The following is a 16,369-nucleotide window of genomic DNA, read 5'->3' as shown; positions in this document are numbered from 1 at the left end:
CAGAATCAATAAGGATAAGAACATCGCTAACCGTATCGTTGATAGCCAACTGGCCGCCCATCTTCCTCGCCTGTGGCGCTACGGCCTCGTACTCTCGCACAACCGCGACGTCGCCGAGGAACTGGTGCAGGCCACCTGCCTTCGCGCGCTCGAAAAGAGCGCGCAGTTTACCCCCGGCACCCGCATCGACAGGTGGCTATTTTCCATTTTGCACTCAATCTGGATTTCAGAGCTGCGCGCCCGCCAGGTCCGCCTCGGCCAGGGGTTTGTCGAGTGTGAGGAGCTGGCCGCCCCCGAGCCGGGCGAACAGGACGATACGCGGTGGCGCTATCGGCAACTTATGCTGCGGGTTAATCAACTGCCCGAGGCGCAGCGTAATGCCGTCTTTTTGGTGTATGTCGAGGGGTTTAGTTATCAGGAAGCCGCCGAGACGCTATCGGTACCTATTGGCACCATTATGAGTCGGCTGGCCGCCGCGCGGGAAACGCTGGCCAAAACGCCGGCGATTTCCCCCCCGGCGCAGGAGAAACGCTCATGAACCCTATTCGCTTTTCCCCACCCTGGCAGGACGAGGCCATTGTCGCCTGGCTTGATGGCGAAATGTGCGCGGAGGACGCCCGCCGTTTTAGCGAAACCTTTGCCCGCGACCCGCAGCTCGCCAACCGCACCGCCACGTTGATGAATAATCATCAGCCTTATCAACATGCTTTCGCCGCCCTGCTTGATGAAGCGCCCGTGGCGCGGATGCAGGCGAAACTGGCGCCCTATCTCGCCGCACCGGAAATTGAAGCGCAAAATCAGGCGCGCTTCAGCCGCCGCGCGCTGATCGCCGCCTCACTGGGCCTGTTGGTTATCGGTAGCGCAACAAGTTACTTCTGGCGGCCTGCGCCGCAGGAGGACGATGACGAGAATATTCGCCGTCTTGAAGCCCAGTACATGTCGCTATATAGCGCGGAAACCGTGGCCGATGTTGATAATTCACCTGAGATGCTCGACCGTGGCCTGCGTCGTTCGGCGCAGGATACAGGACTGTTGCTAGAACGACGCCAGCTCGCCTTACCTGAGGCGGAGCTGAAAATGGTCCGTATGCTGCGCTACGAAAGTACCTCGATCACGCAAATTCTCTGGCTGCATACCGGTTACGGCCCGGTCGCGCTGTGTATTTCACCCGCCGCCAGGCAAACCGCCTCGCCGCCGCAAAATGAGCAGCGTCAGGGCATGAACCTGCGCTGGTGGCACCACGGCGGCTACCAGTTTACGTTAATCGGCCGTATGCCAACACCCGCGCTCAACGATGCGGCGCACACCCTGCGGCAGGCGATAGTTTAAGCCTTCGCCTGCCGCACCCAGACCAGTTTGTTAACCGCAAAACCGAGCTCAGCGGCCAGGGCAAGGTACTGCTGTCGGATGTGGGACGGAATATCCGGGGTGCGCGAAAGCAGCCATAAATAGTCGCGGTTTGGCCCGCTCACCAGCGCGTATTGATAATCCTCGTCGAGCGCGATCACGTTATATCCGCCATAGAAGGGACCGAAGAACGAGACTTTCAGCGCTGCCGTGGTGGAAGCGCCGGTGAAATAGGCTTTGCCTTCGCTTTCGCGCCAGCGGTTGTTTCGCGGGTCAAATCCTCGATTAAGTACGCGAATGCCGCCGTCATCACGCATGCTGTAAGTTGCCGTTACCTGCTGCAGACCTCGTTCGAAACGGTTTTCCAGGCGCGCGACTTCATACCAGCGCCCCAGATAGCGGCTGGCGTCAAAGTGGTTTATCGGTTTTACTCCGTGAGGCGGCGTGGGAGTCTTACAGGCGACTAACGCCAGCGATACCGCAACCCCGGTCAGAATTGGCCATAGTTTCATCGCATTCCCTCCTTTTTCTCTTTCCTGGCAGACAAGTATAACCCCGCGCAGAGAGCATTCGTCGTTTTTCAGAGAGATTTACCGCCTGGCCTGTACAAGAAAGAAGAAAATAAAAATCATACATATCAACAATATAAACAAAAACACATTAACCCATCGCTAATTTGTACAAATTAATTCGCAGAAATTTGTACAACTTTTCCCTGAGCGTCTATAGTTGACGGGTAGCTCGATTTTACGCGCGCGCTCGGGTCAGCACTCTGCGCCAACGCCGCGGTTATTTTGAGGTGGTTCCTGCTTTACCGTTGCCTGTCCGCAATGTTTTGGCGTAAACGATGTGCAAATCGTTTACGCCAGCGGCTTTTATTTATCGCGTGGGAGATTCAGGGTTATGCATATCAAAAATACGATCCCTGTGCAGTTTATAGCTAACTGCGCATTGCTGAAAAACATTGAAAATAGCTTATTGCAGGAAAATAAAACCGTGGATGACCTTCAATTAATTAGCGAGATTAATCAACGGTTACAAATAGAAAGTAATGAAATCCTTGCCGACCTCTATTTACAGGCGCTGGATATTCTGCGCTGTGGTGTTCATCATTAATCCGTCCATCCGCTTCGTGGAGACCAAAATGTTCAGTAAACACACGCACATTTGTTCCGAACGCTATGACCTGTGGATTGACAACCACTATCTTCTGAGCGGCATCAGCCTCATTCTGCGTACGCTGCCAGAAAGATGCTTCAGTAAAAAACATGTCTTTTTTACCAGCGACAGTTATTTTTCGGTATTACAGCATAAATACAATCGCCGGGAGACGGTTTTTGTTTTATTAACTGAAGGCAACGATCTTAATTTCCTTAGCGAGCTGCCAATGTTACGCATCCCCGCCAGATCGACCCCTGCTGAATTAAAAACATTTCTCAATCAACCGACCCGATATTATAAATCGCATACTTCTCCTGGCGAACTGATACAGTTTACCGAGCGAGAAAAGAAAGTCATTCAGCTCATCAGTAATGGCGAAGCCATTGCCAGTATTGGTCGCTCGCTAAATTTGCATATTAAGACAATTTATCAAATCCGCTTGAATCTGATAAAAAAACTTGGCTGCAGCGGCAGGACAGATTTCTTTAATATCAGCCGTAGCGAAACATTTAAGTCCTGGAGTCAAATCCATCTGTAAGCGCGCGCGGCGTGAGCAAACAGAAACCTGCCTCACTTAAAAGGCAGGTTTTTTTATTCGTTACCGTGGAAGTGAATACTGAAACCCTGTTCCTGCCAGTGGCCCAGCAGCTCCAGTTGCAGCGGCGAAGCGGGGCGCCCGGTCCAGACGAAGATATGTTGCCCAGGAAACAGCTCCGGGCGAGGAGATTCTAACGGTTCCGCCAGCACGTTGACGTGCCAGCCACGCTGAGAAAGGCGCCAGGCTTCCAGCCATAGGCCGGTGCGGTCTTCATTCCCCCACCCCACCAGCAGCGTCTCCTTACCATTTTTTTTACGCGATTCCGCTAAAAACAGCGCCACGCAATCAATCAATATGCCATCCAACATGCTACTAATGACCATTGAGGTATTTTGATCGAGTTTCAGCCGCTGGCGCACCGGCGCGAACAGGCTATCAAGCAGGGTGTCGACGGGATGCTGATGGCTTAATGCGGTGATTTTGGCGCGGATTTTTGCCGGCTGCATATAGCGCAGGATACTCATCATCTCTTCCTGCAACTGTGCGGATTCGTCACGGGCGGCAGGTAGCTGGCCTTCAAGCAGCGCCTTCACTTTGCCCACTGAAACGCCACGCTCTATCCAGCGCTTAATTTCTTCGATTCGCTGAATATCTTCTTCATCAAACTGACGGTGCCCGCCTTCGCTACGCTGCGGTTTCAGCAAACCATAACGCCGCTGCCAGGCTCGAAGGGTGACCGGATTGATTCCGCAACGCTCGGCTACTTCACCGATACTGTAAAAAGCCATAAGCCGCCTTTTCTCAACCTGATACTTTAGCGCCTAAACTAACGAATTTAGGCATACTGTACAACTCTCTTTTCTTGTACAGATAAAGATATCAGGTTGCAGCTCACAGCTTGCGGGAAAAAGGATGAAAGTGCGTTTACGCTATCTCAGAGTGGATCATATTTTCCCCGGCCAGGCGATAGCCGGCAGGCCACCCAGTCGCGGACTGGCAAACAGATTTCCCTGAAAATGAGAAATACCCGCCGCCTCCAGCCACATCCACTCCTCCGCCTGCTCAACGCCAACCACCGATACGGAAATTTCCAGCGAGTGACAGCATTTAATAATCGCCTGCACGATAGCCTGACGCGGCCCGTCACGATGGATGTTGCGGATCAGCTGCTGATCAATTTTAATTCGATCCGGTTGATAGTGCGCCAGCAGCGATAGCCCGGCAAAACCGGCGCCAAAGTGATCGATAGCGACGCGAATTCCCGCCCCCTTCAATTTGCGTACGGCATCGGTAAACTCATCCATCCGCGAGATCACTTCACGCTCGGTGAATTCAACAATAATCTGTTCCGGGATCAGATCGTTGCGCTGAATTTCCGTTAGCAGGAATGGCACCGCATCCGCCACTTTCACCAGCGTCATCGGCAGCAGATTGATGGTCAGCGTACGTTCACGCAGGCCTAATTTACCGGCAATGGCCAACGCAACCCGTTTACATTGCAAATCCGCGACGTAAACCTCATCGCCGGACAAACCGGCAAAGTAGGCCGCAGGCGGCTCTCCATCAACGGTGCGTAGCAGCGCTTCCCAGGAGACTATTTCACAGGCAAAAGGGTCAACCACCGGCTGAAAAGCAAAACAGCATGATTCAGCGCGGTCGATACAGGGCGCGGCCGGGTAAAACGAGCTCTCATCAGCAGTAAAATCCCAGCTATCAGCTGACGGAATTTCATAATAATTCTCTTTTTCCGTCGCTTCGACAAAGGTACGGAAAAAATGTAGCGCCCGGTCGTCGTAAGTCAGCTGATATTTTGTCGTCCCCTTATCCAGCACGTTCTGTAATACCGCGTCGCGATCGTGTTCCCTTAAATCAAACAGCTCCATGCCGACCTTACCAAAGCGGCGAGACGGCGCGTAATCGCACAGAAGCTCCACCAGATTGTAATGACGCGGGTCCGCGCAAATATGCCGATAGATTTGCTGTACGTTTTCTTCTGGTCCCTCAATGAGTTGGAAGAAATGCGTACCGTTAAAAAGTAAAATCCCGGTGACATCCGCCTGACCATTTCTCTCGTTAGCCGCAGCAACCATCGACTCGAGCGATTTGAATGAGACATCGTCGCAGATATGGCTGCGATAAATGATGGTGGTGAGCATAGCGATTCCAGATGAGAGGTATAAGCATTCACAGTAGCAGTTACTGTTCGATACGTCTTGCGAAACAAGTATTTATATTAACAAAAATTGAACACACAACGCCGCCAGGCTGTATAATCTTGTACAAACTGTCACGCTTAGAATCCTCATCGCAATTTTACACAAAATAAAAAAACAACAAATTTATCGTTAGTTTTCAATAAACTATACTCAAATCACAATTTATTGCGCAACACGCTATGTACAAGTTACAGATTATTGTATAAGTTTACTCACAGTTAACAGATGAGTGAAATTAAAGGAGCGCATATGCAGCAGAATGGTTACATTCCAGATACAGCGAACGCGATAGCCCAGTATTTCAACAAAGCATCGTTACCTTCCCAGCAGGAGACGCTGGGCGAAATCGTGATGGACATACTCACCGAAGGGCGGCATTTAAACCGCAAAGCGCTCTGCACCAAGTTACTGAGCCGTCTTGACGTCGCACGAGCTCCGGAAGAAGAAAATCATTATCAAACGTTGATTGGCCTGCTGTTTGAGCGTCAGGAGTAAACGCTGACTGTCGGCCTGCACCTGACCTGGCTTACAGGAACAACGAGGCATGCAGAGGGACGATGATGAAAAGCAGTCAATCAGAACGGCTTAGCGATGAGATTATTGGCGAGGCGGTTTTATCCCTTCTTAAAACAAACCGGCCAATTAATATTCCGACGCTGCTAGTCAAACTTCGGTTAATGCAGGCAGCGGAAACGAACCACCAGCGAAGGAATGCAATTATTGCCGTTATTGATGAAATTAGCGTCAGACTCACGACGCGCGGCAATCACGCTCCGGTCATTAAAAAGATTAACGGCCAGTGGGAAAACAGAGCCGTTGTTGTGGATGGTAACGTCGAACCGACGGGTAAAAAAATACACTGATCCCCAATCAAGTTTAATAAACAAGTGAGAATATGATGAGACAGACTATGCATCAGCAATCAGATATTTACGCAGGACTGCAGGATAGAGCGCTCTCAGAATATTTCCGCGCCGCCGGAGATAAATTAGTCGATGAATCTGCGGTAATGTCGCTGGCAATCGACAGCATCCTCAGCTCAGATGGGCATCTGAGCAATAAGGCGCTTATTTTATGGTTGATCAATGCCCTGGAAACCACCGATAACGTGGTCACCGCGGATGTGATTCGCAAGACGCTGGAAATTGTCGTCGGCTATACGATGGATGATATTTAAGCCTGTCAGTCCGAATAAAAAAACCTCGCGGCGCGAGGTTTTTTTATTCCATCAGTAGCACATTAATGCGCGTTAACCACTACCCACATCGGTCCCTGACCAACGGCATAACGCCCTTTCTCTTTTAACAGCCCCTGCTCGCCGGCAATTTCATATACTGCGATATGATGCGATTTCTGCCCGGCGGCAATCAAATACTTACCGCTGTGATCGAGATTAAAGCCGCGCGGCTGCGCTTCGGTCGGCTGATAGCCTTCAATAGACAGTACGCTACCGTCTTCAGAAACGCTGAAGATGGTAATAATGCTGGCGGTACGATCGCAGGCATAAAGATGACGGCCATCCGGCGTAATATGAATATCCGCAGCCCAGCGCACGCCGGTGAAATCTGGCGGCATCATATCCAGTGTCTGCACGCACTCAATTTTCCCGTGCGGATCTTTAAGCTCCCACACGTCAACGGAGCTGTTCAGTTCATTCACACAGTAGCCGTACTGCTGGTTCGGATGGAACACCATATGCCGCGGACCGGCGCCTTCAACGGTAGTGACTTCCGCCGGCTCCTGTGCGGCCAGATAGCCGTCGTCGCTCAGGTTAAACAGGCAAATACGATCCTGCTTCAGCGCCGGTACCCATAGCGTGCGGTTGTCCGGCGAAATATTGGCCGAGTGACAGCCTTCCAGCCCCTCGACGACGGTGACCGTTTCGCCCGGCAGGCCATCAACCAATGGCGTCACGCTCACACAGCCCTGATTGTAGGAAGCGCTAAAAACAAAACGGCCCTGATGGTCGGTGGAGATATGCGTCGGGCTCCCCGGCAGCGCGGCTTCACCGGCGAAAGTCAGCGCGCCATTATCTGGCGCAATGCGGTAAGCCAGGACGCGAAACTCCGGACGAACGCCGACATAGAGATACTCTTTGTTCGGGCTTACCACCATCGGCTGCACCTGGCCCGGGGCATCAACAACCTGAACCAATGTCAGATTTCCCTCAGCATTGAGGCTCCAGACGTGAATCTGATGGCTCTCCGGGCTGGCGGTATATACGGTTTGTTTCATGACTACTCCTTTCCTCACTGCTCGTGAAACTGCTCGTGGACATCGTTATACATTTCATCCGGCGCGCGACGCAACGATGAATGGTATAGACGTTTTTAACGGTAGATGCTGAAAAATTTGCCCCTGAGACGAAGCCGTGTACCATCATGGCAGACAACTTTTCATCATTTACCGGAACCAACACATGACCTCACGCGTGATCGCCCTCGATTTAGACGGCACCCTACTGACCTCGAAAAAAACGATTCTTCCGGCGTCGCTCGATGCGCTGGCTCGCGCCCGGGAGGCTGGATATCAGGTGATCGTCGTAACCGGCCGACATCACGTCGCTATCCATCCTTTTTATCAGGCACTGGCTCTCGATACACCTGCAATTTGTTGTAATGGTACTTATTTGTATGTGTCGCATGATTTACAACATTCGATAAGACATTGAAAATTCAGACCTGAACTACCAAAGCACCTACCTAATGATGGTAACAATTTTGACGTAAATGTTAAGCATTGTACTATCGAATATCTCCCTACCGAAACATAGCGAATCTGGACATGAACTATAAAGTAATCGCCCTTGATCTGGACGGAACACTACTAACACCCGAAAAAAAAATCCTTCCCGAATCGTTAACTGCCCTACAGAAAGCTCAAAACGCGGGGGCAAGAGTAATAATCGTAACTGGGCGACATTATGTAGCTATTCACCCTTTTTATCAGGCATTAGCTCTTGATACACCTGCAATATGCTGCAATGGTGCTTTATTGTACGATTATTGCCAAAACACAGTAATTGACTCAGATCCATTGCAAGCAGAACAAGCCACAAAATTGATTGCCATGCTCGATAGTTATAGTGTTCATAGTTTGATGTATGCCGATGATGCCATGTTCTACCAAGAACCAACGGGGCATATTGTCCGTACAGAAAATTGGGCTAAATCTCTTCCAGCGTCACAACGTCCAATCTTCAAACAAGTCCCCTCTCTTAGTGAAGTATCGCAAAATGTTGATGCTATCTGGAAATTCGCCCTTACTGATTCTGATACTGAAAAACTACATAGCTTTGGTCAGATCGTAGAGCGTGAGCTTGGTCTTGCTTGTGAATGGTCTTGGCACGACCAAGTAGACATAGCACAAGCCGGAAATAGTAAGGGTAAACGCCTTGCACAATGGGTAGAATCACAAGGTTTATCTATGAGTCAAGTAATAGCCTTTGGCGATAATTTCAACGATTTAAGCATGTTGAAAAATGCTGGTTTGGGTGTTGCTATGGGTAACGCCGTTGATGAAGTAAAAGCCTGTGCTGATTTAGTAATAGGGGACAATACAGAGACTGGTATTGCTCAAATAATTAACCAATATTTTTAAAATCAAGTAATGTGATATACATCTTGTTATGACGGTAAAAATTTATAAATTTTTACCGTCATAATCTACTAACACACTTTCACATATAACCTTTGTACCGTTCCATTCATCTTTGTAAATACTCGTATCGATACCCACACCCGGATGCAATTCTAAACCAGTGTCATTAATAAAACGTAGGTACTTAGTAGATGAGTAAGTTACTATACTAGCAATACATATGTATCAAGGAGAATGCATTGGATACTACAGAACAGATAAATGGATATTACTTCGATGGGAAGTCAAATCTAAGCGAAAGTGAACTGTTGTTTTGGCTACTCATGGATGAGAGTTATAAACAGTTTGGTGATTTGCTGGATTACTTCGCGTGGGGCTCAATGATTCTTAGTCTTCCTCTTGTTCCAGTACGGGGCAAGGTAGACTATCGGCGTGCAACTAGAGGTACAAGCCCACTCTCCCTGGTTTTTCGTAAGGTGTTCACTGGTTCCTTTGAGACACGTAAGAAAACACTTACTATTAAGTCGATACTCCGCAAGGATTGGGCATACACTACCAGTATTGGCGGCTACATTGGACGTTGGGTACCGTGGATTGGTGTTATGATCACTGTTTACGATATTGGTGTCATTACTACTAATGTCGTTCACCGTTATCGATTAATTACGGGGAAATAGGCATGGATATTGATGCTACTGTTCACAGACTGATCGAAAAGCACTTTTGGAAGATGGACAATGATACATCACTGAGTGATGGTGATAATGTAGTGCTTCCAGAGGATATGGACTCATTTCTAAATGACTACTCTCAATCATTGCATGTAGATATCCAGAGTTTTAACTTTCGTCGCTATTTTCCTAATATTGGTATTTGGTTTCTGCCAAACGCTATTCTTCCTGAATACCTCAAAACAGACCACCACAAACCAGAACCATTGACGGTACAAATGTTTATTGAAAGTGCTAAAGCTGGAAAATGGATTTATGATTAAGATAATTATTTCTGTATCATTTATCTTTTATTATTACTAAGTATCATCACTCATGAAATTTTGGAATAACATACTGCTTTCTACCGTTCTTTTATTATTCATTGTAGCTATAGTTACATTTATTAAAGTTTTAACTTACGGGGCTAGTACCATGGAAATTGGTAGTGTTACAGACTGGATAAGTGCTTTAAGTACATTTGGTACTCTTGTAGTCGCATACATCGCTTTAAGGAAAGCTCCTGATTGGCTTGCACAGAAACATTACGAAAAAGCATTTTCTGCCGTCGAGGATTCAATTTTTAACGAGTTGTATAATGTTCGCTCATCCAGTTTAAAACTAAAAGAAGTATTTACAAGGTTAAGTGGTATATACATTCGGTCTATTACTGCTCGTGAGGACGTCCCATTTTCTCACCTCGAAGCCATGCAAGAATTGACAGTATACACAACTGATTTTCAAAAAAGAGCACACATCATAATCAATCAAATAAAAGCCATTTCAAGAACACGATACGAAATAACAGGTTACACTGAATCCATTTTAGATATTTTAGTTAAGACATCTGAGAAATATAATGATCTTGATGGCTCATTATTCATCTCAACTGGCGAGGCGTGTTATTTAAAAGATGCTGATGATGCGGCCATACAGATTACCGTTAAAGAATTACGTTCAATACAAAAACAAGCCATAGAAACGCACAAAGAATTATCTGTTCTGATTATTAAAATATATGACGACAATAAGCCTATTGATGACTTTATCAATTTCAAGAAAAAATAATCCTTTGGTAAAAGTAAATGAAAAAGAAAATAATATTGAATAGTTTATCTCCATCACACATAGCATGGTTGGTATCTGGAGTTCTTCTTGCTGAAGGTATTAACTGGCTATTATATAAAGATGTTAAACGAGTGACCGCACCAGGTTTGTCATCACTAGTTGCCATATGTGCTTTAGTATTAGCCATTTACTCTGCTTTTCAAGTTAAGAAGTGGTTAGGTAACAAAGTTAATGAAAAGGGTTTTAAAAAGTGTGAAGAGATCATTGATCAACTTAGTGAGATCTCTATGGGATTGACATATATTAATATTAAACTTTCTTATGTGTTAGAAATGAATAAAAGAATAGAGATATCACAACAAGAATTTAAAACAGATCTTGATACACTATATCATGATACATATCAAGAGATTGAGAATTATATTGATATGGCATTAAAAACATATGTATTACAAAAGGAATTATACGTATGGAATTTTAAAATGAATCCCAAGTTCGACACATGGAATATACATCAAAATACAGTAAATTATAGCAATGCATTGAATACATTTTACTTCGCTATAGTACATAACGATTATAAACTAGAGTACGATATGGCAGAACTAGAAACAACCTATGTCGAATTAATTAAATCAATAAAACCATTTCACAGAAATAGCTTTAACGATATATTCACTGCAGTACCTTCGAATAAGTAAAAACGAAGTAGCTACTTATACTAACGGCTTCGTTACTAATTTTGGAGTGTATATTCAAACATTTTTCGCTTCCCCCACTTCTACGGCGTGGACACTGCATGTGGGGCTGGGCATTGCCGGGATACTTACACATGCACCAAATTATATTATGCCACAAAAATCCCACCTCATGGGTAGTATCATTTCTTCGTATTGATTGCATCATATTAACCTGATGGCTGTTATTATGGCTTGTTCGTACCATTCATAGTTTTCATACAGTACTAAATTGGTAATGTTTCATATTATTCTCATTTGGAGCGGTACCGGAGCAACGATCCCCACTGGAAAAAATCGGAAGTTTTTCTTGTCACTATAACCTACAGCATATAATACTATTTATCATTTGAGATAGGTGAAGAATTACTTTCATTCCTAACATTTGTGATACCCCTCGATCCTCCATTGCTACGATCTCGTACTGGTCTAAACCATTGCGGGTAACATAGTCTCTTACGTCAGCCTCTTGGCGGAATAATCCACTCTTAGTAAGCTGTTCCTGGGTGGAGACCCTGCTATAGATGAAGGTTTTGATCATTGTAAAGCCCCGGTAAAATCGAGTATATTTTCACTTGGTCTGACCACGGTGTGCTTTTGTAAAATGGTCAACTCCTTTGTATGATTATCATGCAAAAAAGGTTCTCGAGTCCGATCCGATGCCGGTGGATAAAGCCCTCAGCCTGACCAACATGCTCGCCGAACACGATATTCACGGTCTGATGTACGTCGATAACGCCATGCTTTATGAACGTCCGACCGGCCACGTGATCCGCACCACTAACTGGGCGCAGTCGTTGCCGGTTGAACAACGCCCGATTTTCACCCAGGTGGATTCTCTGGCGCAGGCGGCGCGTGAAGTACAAGCGGTATGGAAATTCGCCCTTACCGACGAAAATATCCCGAAACTGCAGGCCTTCGCGCAGACCGTCGGCCAGAAACTGGGCCTGGAATGCGAATGGTCGTGGCACGATCAGGTTGATATCGCCCGCGCCGGCAATAGTAAAGGCAAACGCCTGGCGCAGTGGGTCGCCGCGCAAGGATTATCCATGCAGGACGTCATCGCTTTTGGCGATAACTACAACGACCTCAGCATGCTGGAAGCCGCCGGGACCGGCGTGGCGATGGGTAACGCGGTTGAGGAAGTAAAAGCGCGGGCCAACGTGGTAATCGGCGAAAACGAAACCACCAGCATCGCCGACTTTATCAATCGTAACTTGCTGTAATCAGGCCGCGATCGACACGCTCTTAATTTGCGCATACAGCCACTGGCCTGGGCTGACACCCAGGTCATCCCGCGCCCACGGGCTAATGCGCGCCCATAGCGTTTTGCCGCTGACCGTAAGCTGTACCTCAATCTGACCGTTGGTTTCCACGCAGCCAACAACCTGCGCGCGCAGAATATTCCGGATACTGGTCTGTCGCGGATGCTCCAGCACCAGCGACACATCCGACGCCTGAATACGAATACGCGCCGCTTCGCCCGGCTCCCGCGCCAGTTGATTAACCCATAGTTGCTGATCGCCCAGCGCCAGCGCGGTCATCGCATATTGCGGATGCTGCGCGATCACCGAGACGTTAAGAATTGTGCTCTGCTGCTCCTGCGGCAGCCAAGGATGCATCACGCTGCTGCTCCAGACCGTTTCGAGATCGCCAAACGCCTTCACTTTCCCCGCCTCCAGCACCAGCACGTTATCGGCCAGGTGCTGAATTTCATCGAGCGAGTGGCTGACATATAGCATCGGGATATGGATCTCGCGCGCCAGTCTCTGTAAATAGGGGAGTAATTCGCGCTTGCGCGGAATATCCAGCGAGGCCAGCGGCTCATCCAGCAGCAGCAATTCCGGCGCGGTCAACAGGGCGCGGCCAATCGCCACCCGCTGTTTTTCCCCGCCAGACAAACTACCGGGCAGTCGTTCAAGCAGGTGCTCAATGCCCAACAACGCCACCAGCTTATCAAATTGCGCGGCCATGCTTTTGGCCATCCCATATTTCAGGTTGCCGCGCACTTTATAGTGAGGAAACAGCCGCGCGTCCTGAAACACATAGCCGATGCGCCGCTTCTCCGGCGCCAGGCAGATGCGCTGTCGCGCGTCATTGAGTACCCGACCATTGAGCACAATGCGCCCCTGCTGCGGCTGCGTCAGCCCGCCGATCGCATTAATCAGCGAGGTTTTGCCCGCGCCCGAGACGCCGAAAATTGCGGTAATGCCGCTGGCGGGCAAGGTTTCATGTACTTCAAGACAGTGGTTGCCCAGCGTCTGGCTAAAATCGAGCTCCAGCATAGTTATTTTCCCATCCGCTTACGGCTAAGGCGCGCCAGCCATTCGGAGACCAGCAGCGATACCAGCGCCAGGACAATAGAGATGATGCACAACCGCGCGGCGGCGCCTTCGCTGCCTGGCGTTTGAATCAGGGTATACATCGCGGAAGGAATGGTGCGCGTTTCGCCAGGAATGTTTGAGACAAAGGTGATCGTCGCGCCAAACTCCCCCAGCGAACGGGCGAAGGCCAGCACCGTACCGACAATAATGCCCGGCAGAGTCAACGGCAGCGTGATGGTGAAAAATACCCGCCAGCGATTAGCCCCGAGGGTGCGCGCCGCCTGTTCAAGCTTTACGTCCACCCCTTCAAGGGCGAGGCGAATCGCCCGCACCATCAGCGGGAATGACATCACCGCCGCCGCCAGTACCGCCCCCCGCCAGCTGAAGGCGAAAGTCAGACCAAACCAGTCGTATAACCAACTACCGATAAAGCCGCGTCGCCCCATGGAAATCAGCAGCAGATAGCCGACCACCACCGGCGGCAGCACCAGCGGTAGATGTATAATACTATCGAGTAACGCTTTGCCGGGAAAATGGCGGCGCACCAGCAGCCAGGCGAAAAAGATCCCAAAAGGTAAGCTGCAAACCACCGCCAGGGATGAAACTTTCAGGCTCAGCAGTACCGCCTGCCATTCGGGATCGCTTAAAATCATTGCTGTGTGGTGAATCCGTAACGTTTAAAGATAGCCGAGGCTTCCGGGCCTTTGAGGTAGTCGTAAAACGCGGTTACGGTAGCATTTTTATGCCCATCAACGATAGCCAGCGGATACTCGACTTTTTTGTGCGAATCCTCCGGGAAGGTGCCCACCACTTTAACCCCCTTGCTGGCGACGGCATCAGAGCCGTAGACGATGCCCAGCGGCGCTTCGTTGCGCTCCACCAGCGCCAGCGCGCCGCGCACGTCTTCTGCCGGCGCGAGCTTCGGCGACAACGTCTCCCAGGCCCCCAGTTTCTGCAGCGCTTCTTTCGCGTAGATCCCCGCCGGCACGTGATCCGGATCGCCGACCGCCAGACGCCCGCCTTGCAGCAGGCTGACCCAGTCGGTTTTATCATTAATGGCGATATCGCCGCGATCGCTGGCTTTCGGCGCCACCACCACCAGGCTATTGCCCAGCAGCGTGGTGCGGGAAGCCGTATCGATTGATTTTTTGTCTACGGCATAGTCCATCCATTTCTGATCCGCAGAAATAAATAGATCGGCAGGCGCGCCGGCTTCAATCTGGCGCGCCAGCGTGGAGGAAGAGGCAAAGGAAGAAACCACCTCGACATGACGCTCTTTTTTATACGCCTGGGCGATATCCTGCATAGCGTTAGTTAACGACGCCGCGGCAAAAACGGTTATTTTGCCGTCCTGCGCCAGCGCATGACCAGAAACGCAGAGCGTTAATACCGCCCCGGTGAGAAAACGCGACCATTGACCTGCCATTGGAAACTCCTGCTTATTCGTTATGTAATGAATAATATAACGACTATGGTGAGAATTTCACAGCGCCAATTAAGGGTAATCAGGATGAGGACAAAAGAAAACGCCCGGCGGGCCGGGCGTTGGGGAAATCAGTGGTTTTGCTGGCTGCTGTCTTTATGACCGGCGCCGGAGAAAAGGTTGAACACTTCACCGAGACCGTAAATCAGACCGAGGATGACCGCCATCACCACAGGTACCATGACGACAGCAAATACCAGACTTTTCAACAGCTCTAACATGGTTGGCTCCAGATAGTACGAATATTTCATTGTAACCATTTTGGCCGGAAAAACACGCCCCATTTGTGCGGTGCCTCGCCGCCGCGGCAGATGGCTGTTGCAAGATAGGCGCTATCGTTCACAATACGCTTTTTACGTCAGGAATTGATTATGCAGGCCGAAATCCTTCTTACGCTTAAACTTCAGCAGCGCCTGTTCGCCGATCCCCGCCGGATCGCCCTACTCAAGCAGATTGATCGGACTGGCTCAATTAGCCAGGGGGCGAAGAACGCCGGTATCAGCTATAAAAGCGCATGGGATGCGATCAACGAAATGAACCAGCTCAGCGAACAGTCGCTGGTCGACCGCGCCACCGGCGGTAAAGGCGGCGGCGGCGCGGTGCTGACCCGCTATGGCCAGCGGTTGATTCAGTTGTACGATCTGTTGGCGCAGATTCAACAAAAAGCCTTCGACGTACTAAGCGACGATGACGCCCTGCCCCTCGACAGTTTGCTGGCGGCGATTTCCCGCTTCTCGTTACAAACCAGCGCCCGCAACCAGTGGTTCGGCACCATCACTGGTCGCGACCACCAGCAGGTACAGCAACATGTCGACGTGCTGCTGGCGGACGGCCAAACCCGTTTTAAAGTCGCCATTACCGCACAAAGCGCCGACCGTCTCGGGCTCGATGAAGGCCAGGAAGTGCTGGTGTTGCTGAAAGCGCCGTGGGTCGGCATCACGCTGGATAACGCCGTGGCGCAGCAGGCGGACAACCAGCTTACCGGGCGCATTAGCCGCATTGAACGCGGCCCGGATCGGTGTGAAGTCATCATGGCGTTGCCGGATGGGCAAAACCTGTGCGCCACGCTGTCAACGGCGCAAATTGACGGTTTGCAGGAGGGCGCGCAGGCGATCGCTTACTTCAATGCCGATCGCATCATTCTGGCCACCTTATGCTAATGGCATTGACTTTATTGCCGTGAAG

Annotated in this window: 22 protein-coding genes and 1 pseudogene; 15 read left to right on the top strand and 8 right to left on the bottom strand. The window is 49.5% G+C overall.

All coding sequences use genetic code 11. From position 1 onward, the window contains the following. Positions 1-4: 4 nt before the first annotated feature. Positions 5-538, top strand: coding sequence for an RNA polymerase sigma factor (locus PGS10_RS03975; RefSeq protein WP_045395072.1), 534 nt, complete (start codon positions 5-7; stop codon positions 536-538). Further along, positions 535-1,329, top strand: coding sequence for an anti-sigma factor family protein (locus PGS10_RS03970; RefSeq protein ID WP_047049182.1), 795 nt, complete (start codon positions 535-537; stop codon positions 1,327-1,329). The genes PGS10_RS03975 and PGS10_RS03970 overlap by 4 nt, the downstream gene beginning before the upstream one ends. On the opposite strand, the gene blc is transcribed toward PGS10_RS03970, so the two are convergent. Beyond that, positions 1,326-1,859 (bottom strand): outer membrane lipoprotein Blc, encoded by a 534-nt coding sequence (gene blc, locus PGS10_RS03965; protein ID WP_047049185.1) that lies wholly within the window; start codon positions 1,857-1,859, stop codon positions 1,326-1,328. The two genes, PGS10_RS03970 and blc, sit on opposite strands and share 4 nt — an antisense overlap. A 391-nt stretch (positions 1,860-2,250) precedes the next feature. Here blc and PGS10_RS03960 point away from each other — a divergent pair, with 391 nt between their 5' ends. Both PGS10_RS03960 and PGS10_RS03955 read left to right on the top strand, forming a co-directional pair. Further along, on the top strand, positions 2,251-2,463 hold the full coding sequence (locus PGS10_RS03960) for a hypothetical protein (RefSeq protein ID WP_045395075.1): 213 nt from the start codon (positions 2,251-2,253) through the stop codon (positions 2,461-2,463). A gap of 28 nt (positions 2,464-2,491) precedes the next feature. Continuing rightward, positions 2,492-3,046, top strand: coding sequence for a helix-turn-helix transcriptional regulator (locus PGS10_RS03955; protein ID WP_045395089.1), 555 nt, complete (start codon positions 2,492-2,494; stop codon positions 3,044-3,046). Positions 3,047-3,099: 53 nt separating this feature from the next. On the opposite strand, the gene PGS10_RS03950 is transcribed toward PGS10_RS03955, so the two are convergent. Both PGS10_RS03950 and PGS10_RS03945 read right to left on the bottom strand, forming a co-directional pair. Next, positions 3,100-3,834, bottom strand: a complete 735-nt coding sequence (locus tag PGS10_RS03950) for a MerR family transcriptional regulator (RefSeq protein WP_015704784.1) — start codon at positions 3,832-3,834, stop codon at positions 3,100-3,102. A 156-nt stretch (positions 3,835-3,990) separates the two neighbouring features. After that, entirely contained in the window at positions 3,991-5,202 is a 1,212-nt protein-coding gene (locus tag PGS10_RS03945) for a diguanylate phosphodiesterase (RefSeq protein WP_045395076.1), read from the bottom strand. 309 nt (positions 5,203-5,511) lie between these two features. Here PGS10_RS03945 and ycgZ point away from each other — a divergent pair, with 309 nt between their 5' ends. From ycgZ to PGS10_RS03930, 3 genes are all read left to right on the top strand, one after another. Further along, the gene (gene ycgZ, locus PGS10_RS03940) at positions 5,512-5,757 is read left to right on the top strand and encodes a regulatory protein YcgZ (RefSeq protein WP_015367637.1); all 246 of its coding nucleotides are present in this window, start codon (positions 5,512-5,514) and stop codon (positions 5,755-5,757) included. 65 nt (positions 5,758-5,822) lie between these two features. Continuing rightward, positions 5,823-6,125, top strand: a complete 303-nt coding sequence (locus PGS10_RS03935) for a hypothetical protein (RefSeq protein ID WP_316422561.1) — start codon at positions 5,823-5,825, stop codon at positions 6,123-6,125. A 47-nt stretch (positions 6,126-6,172) separates the two neighbouring features. Further along, a complete protein-coding gene (locus tag PGS10_RS03930) occupies positions 6,173-6,439 on the top strand; it encodes a biofilm development regulator YmgB/AriR family protein (RefSeq protein ID WP_045395077.1) in 267 nt (88 codons plus the stop codon). Positions 6,440-6,501: 62 nt separating this feature from the next. Here PGS10_RS03930 and pgl read toward each other — a convergent pair whose 3' ends face one another. Beyond that, positions 6,502-7,497, bottom strand: a complete 996-nt coding sequence (pgl, locus tag PGS10_RS03925) for a 6-phosphogluconolactonase (RefSeq protein ID WP_316422466.1) — start codon at positions 7,495-7,497, stop codon at positions 6,502-6,504. 184 nt (positions 7,498-7,681) lie between these two features. On the opposite strand from pgl, the gene PGS10_RS03920 reads away from it, so the two are divergent. The 7 genes and pseudogenes from PGS10_RS03920 to PGS10_RS03890 form a co-directional block, all read left to right on the top strand. After that, entirely contained in the window at positions 7,682-7,933 is a 252-nt protein-coding gene (locus tag PGS10_RS03920) for an HAD-IIB family hydrolase (protein WP_266098739.1), read from the top strand. 113 nt (positions 7,934-8,046) lie between these two features. Beyond that, positions 8,047-8,862, top strand: coding sequence for a pyridoxal phosphatase (locus PGS10_RS03915; protein ID WP_316422465.1), 816 nt, complete (start codon positions 8,047-8,049; stop codon positions 8,860-8,862). Positions 8,863-9,101: 239 nt separating this feature from the next. Continuing rightward, positions 9,102-9,539 carry an STM2901 family protein gene (locus tag PGS10_RS03910; protein ID WP_315709691.1) on the top strand — a complete coding sequence of 146 codons (438 nt, stop codon included), beginning with the start codon at positions 9,102-9,104 and terminating at the stop codon, positions 9,537-9,539. 2 nt (positions 9,540-9,541) lie between these two features. Beyond that, positions 9,542-9,856: a DUF1493 family protein gene (locus PGS10_RS03905; protein WP_316422464.1), complete on the top strand. Its 315-nt coding sequence runs from the start codon at positions 9,542-9,544 to the stop codon at positions 9,854-9,856. A gap of 151 nt (positions 9,857-10,007) precedes the next feature. Next, positions 10,008-10,640 carry a hypothetical protein gene (locus tag PGS10_RS03900; RefSeq protein WP_316422463.1) on the top strand — a complete coding sequence of 211 codons (633 nt, stop codon included), beginning with the start codon at positions 10,008-10,010 and terminating at the stop codon, positions 10,638-10,640. A 17-nt stretch (positions 10,641-10,657) separates the two neighbouring features. Then, on the top strand, positions 10,658-11,341 hold the full coding sequence (locus tag PGS10_RS03895) for a hypothetical protein (protein ID WP_316422462.1): 684 nt from the start codon (positions 10,658-10,660) through the stop codon (positions 11,339-11,341). Between the two features lie 647 nt (positions 11,342-11,988). Continuing rightward, positions 11,989-12,603, top strand: a pseudogene (locus PGS10_RS03890) (pyridoxal phosphatase); the annotation flags it as partial. Here PGS10_RS03890 and modC read toward each other — a convergent pair. The 4 genes from modC to PGS10_RS03870 all read right to left on the bottom strand — a co-directional run bounded on the left by modC (position 12,604) and on the right by PGS10_RS03870 (position 15,405). Further along, positions 12,604-13,662 carry a molybdenum ABC transporter ATP-binding protein ModC gene (gene modC / locus PGS10_RS03885; RefSeq protein WP_045395080.1) on the bottom strand — a complete coding sequence of 353 codons (1,059 nt, stop codon included), beginning with the start codon at positions 13,660-13,662 and terminating at the stop codon, positions 12,604-12,606. 2 nt (positions 13,663-13,664) lie between these two features. Further along, positions 13,665-14,354, bottom strand: coding sequence for a molybdate ABC transporter permease subunit (modB, locus tag PGS10_RS03880; RefSeq protein WP_015367643.1), 690 nt, complete (start codon positions 14,352-14,354; stop codon positions 13,665-13,667). After that, a complete protein-coding gene (gene modA / locus PGS10_RS03875) occupies positions 14,351-15,127 on the bottom strand; it encodes a molybdate ABC transporter substrate-binding protein (RefSeq protein ID WP_316422461.1) in 777 nt (258 codons plus the stop codon). The genes modB and modA overlap by 4 nt, the downstream gene beginning before the upstream one ends. A 128-nt stretch (positions 15,128-15,255) precedes the next feature. Continuing rightward, a complete protein-coding gene (locus PGS10_RS03870) occupies positions 15,256-15,405 on the bottom strand; it encodes an AcrZ family multidrug efflux pump-associated protein (protein WP_045395091.1) in 150 nt (49 codons plus the stop codon). 150 nt (positions 15,406-15,555) lie between these two features. Between PGS10_RS03870 and modE the strand changes: the two genes are divergently transcribed. Next, complete coding sequence (gene modE / locus PGS10_RS03865; protein ID WP_047049194.1) at positions 15,556-16,344, top strand: molybdenum-dependent transcriptional regulator; 789 nt, start codon at positions 15,556-15,558, stop codon at positions 16,342-16,344. Positions 16,345-16,369: the final 25 nt, after the last annotated feature.

It is taken from the genome of Klebsiella sp. 141153, assembly GCF_032601995.1.
Taxonomy (GTDB): domain Bacteria; phylum Pseudomonadota; class Gammaproteobacteria; order Enterobacterales; family Enterobacteriaceae; genus Klebsiella; species Klebsiella aerogenes.
This window is presented reverse-complemented; position numbering and strand designations above follow the sequence as displayed.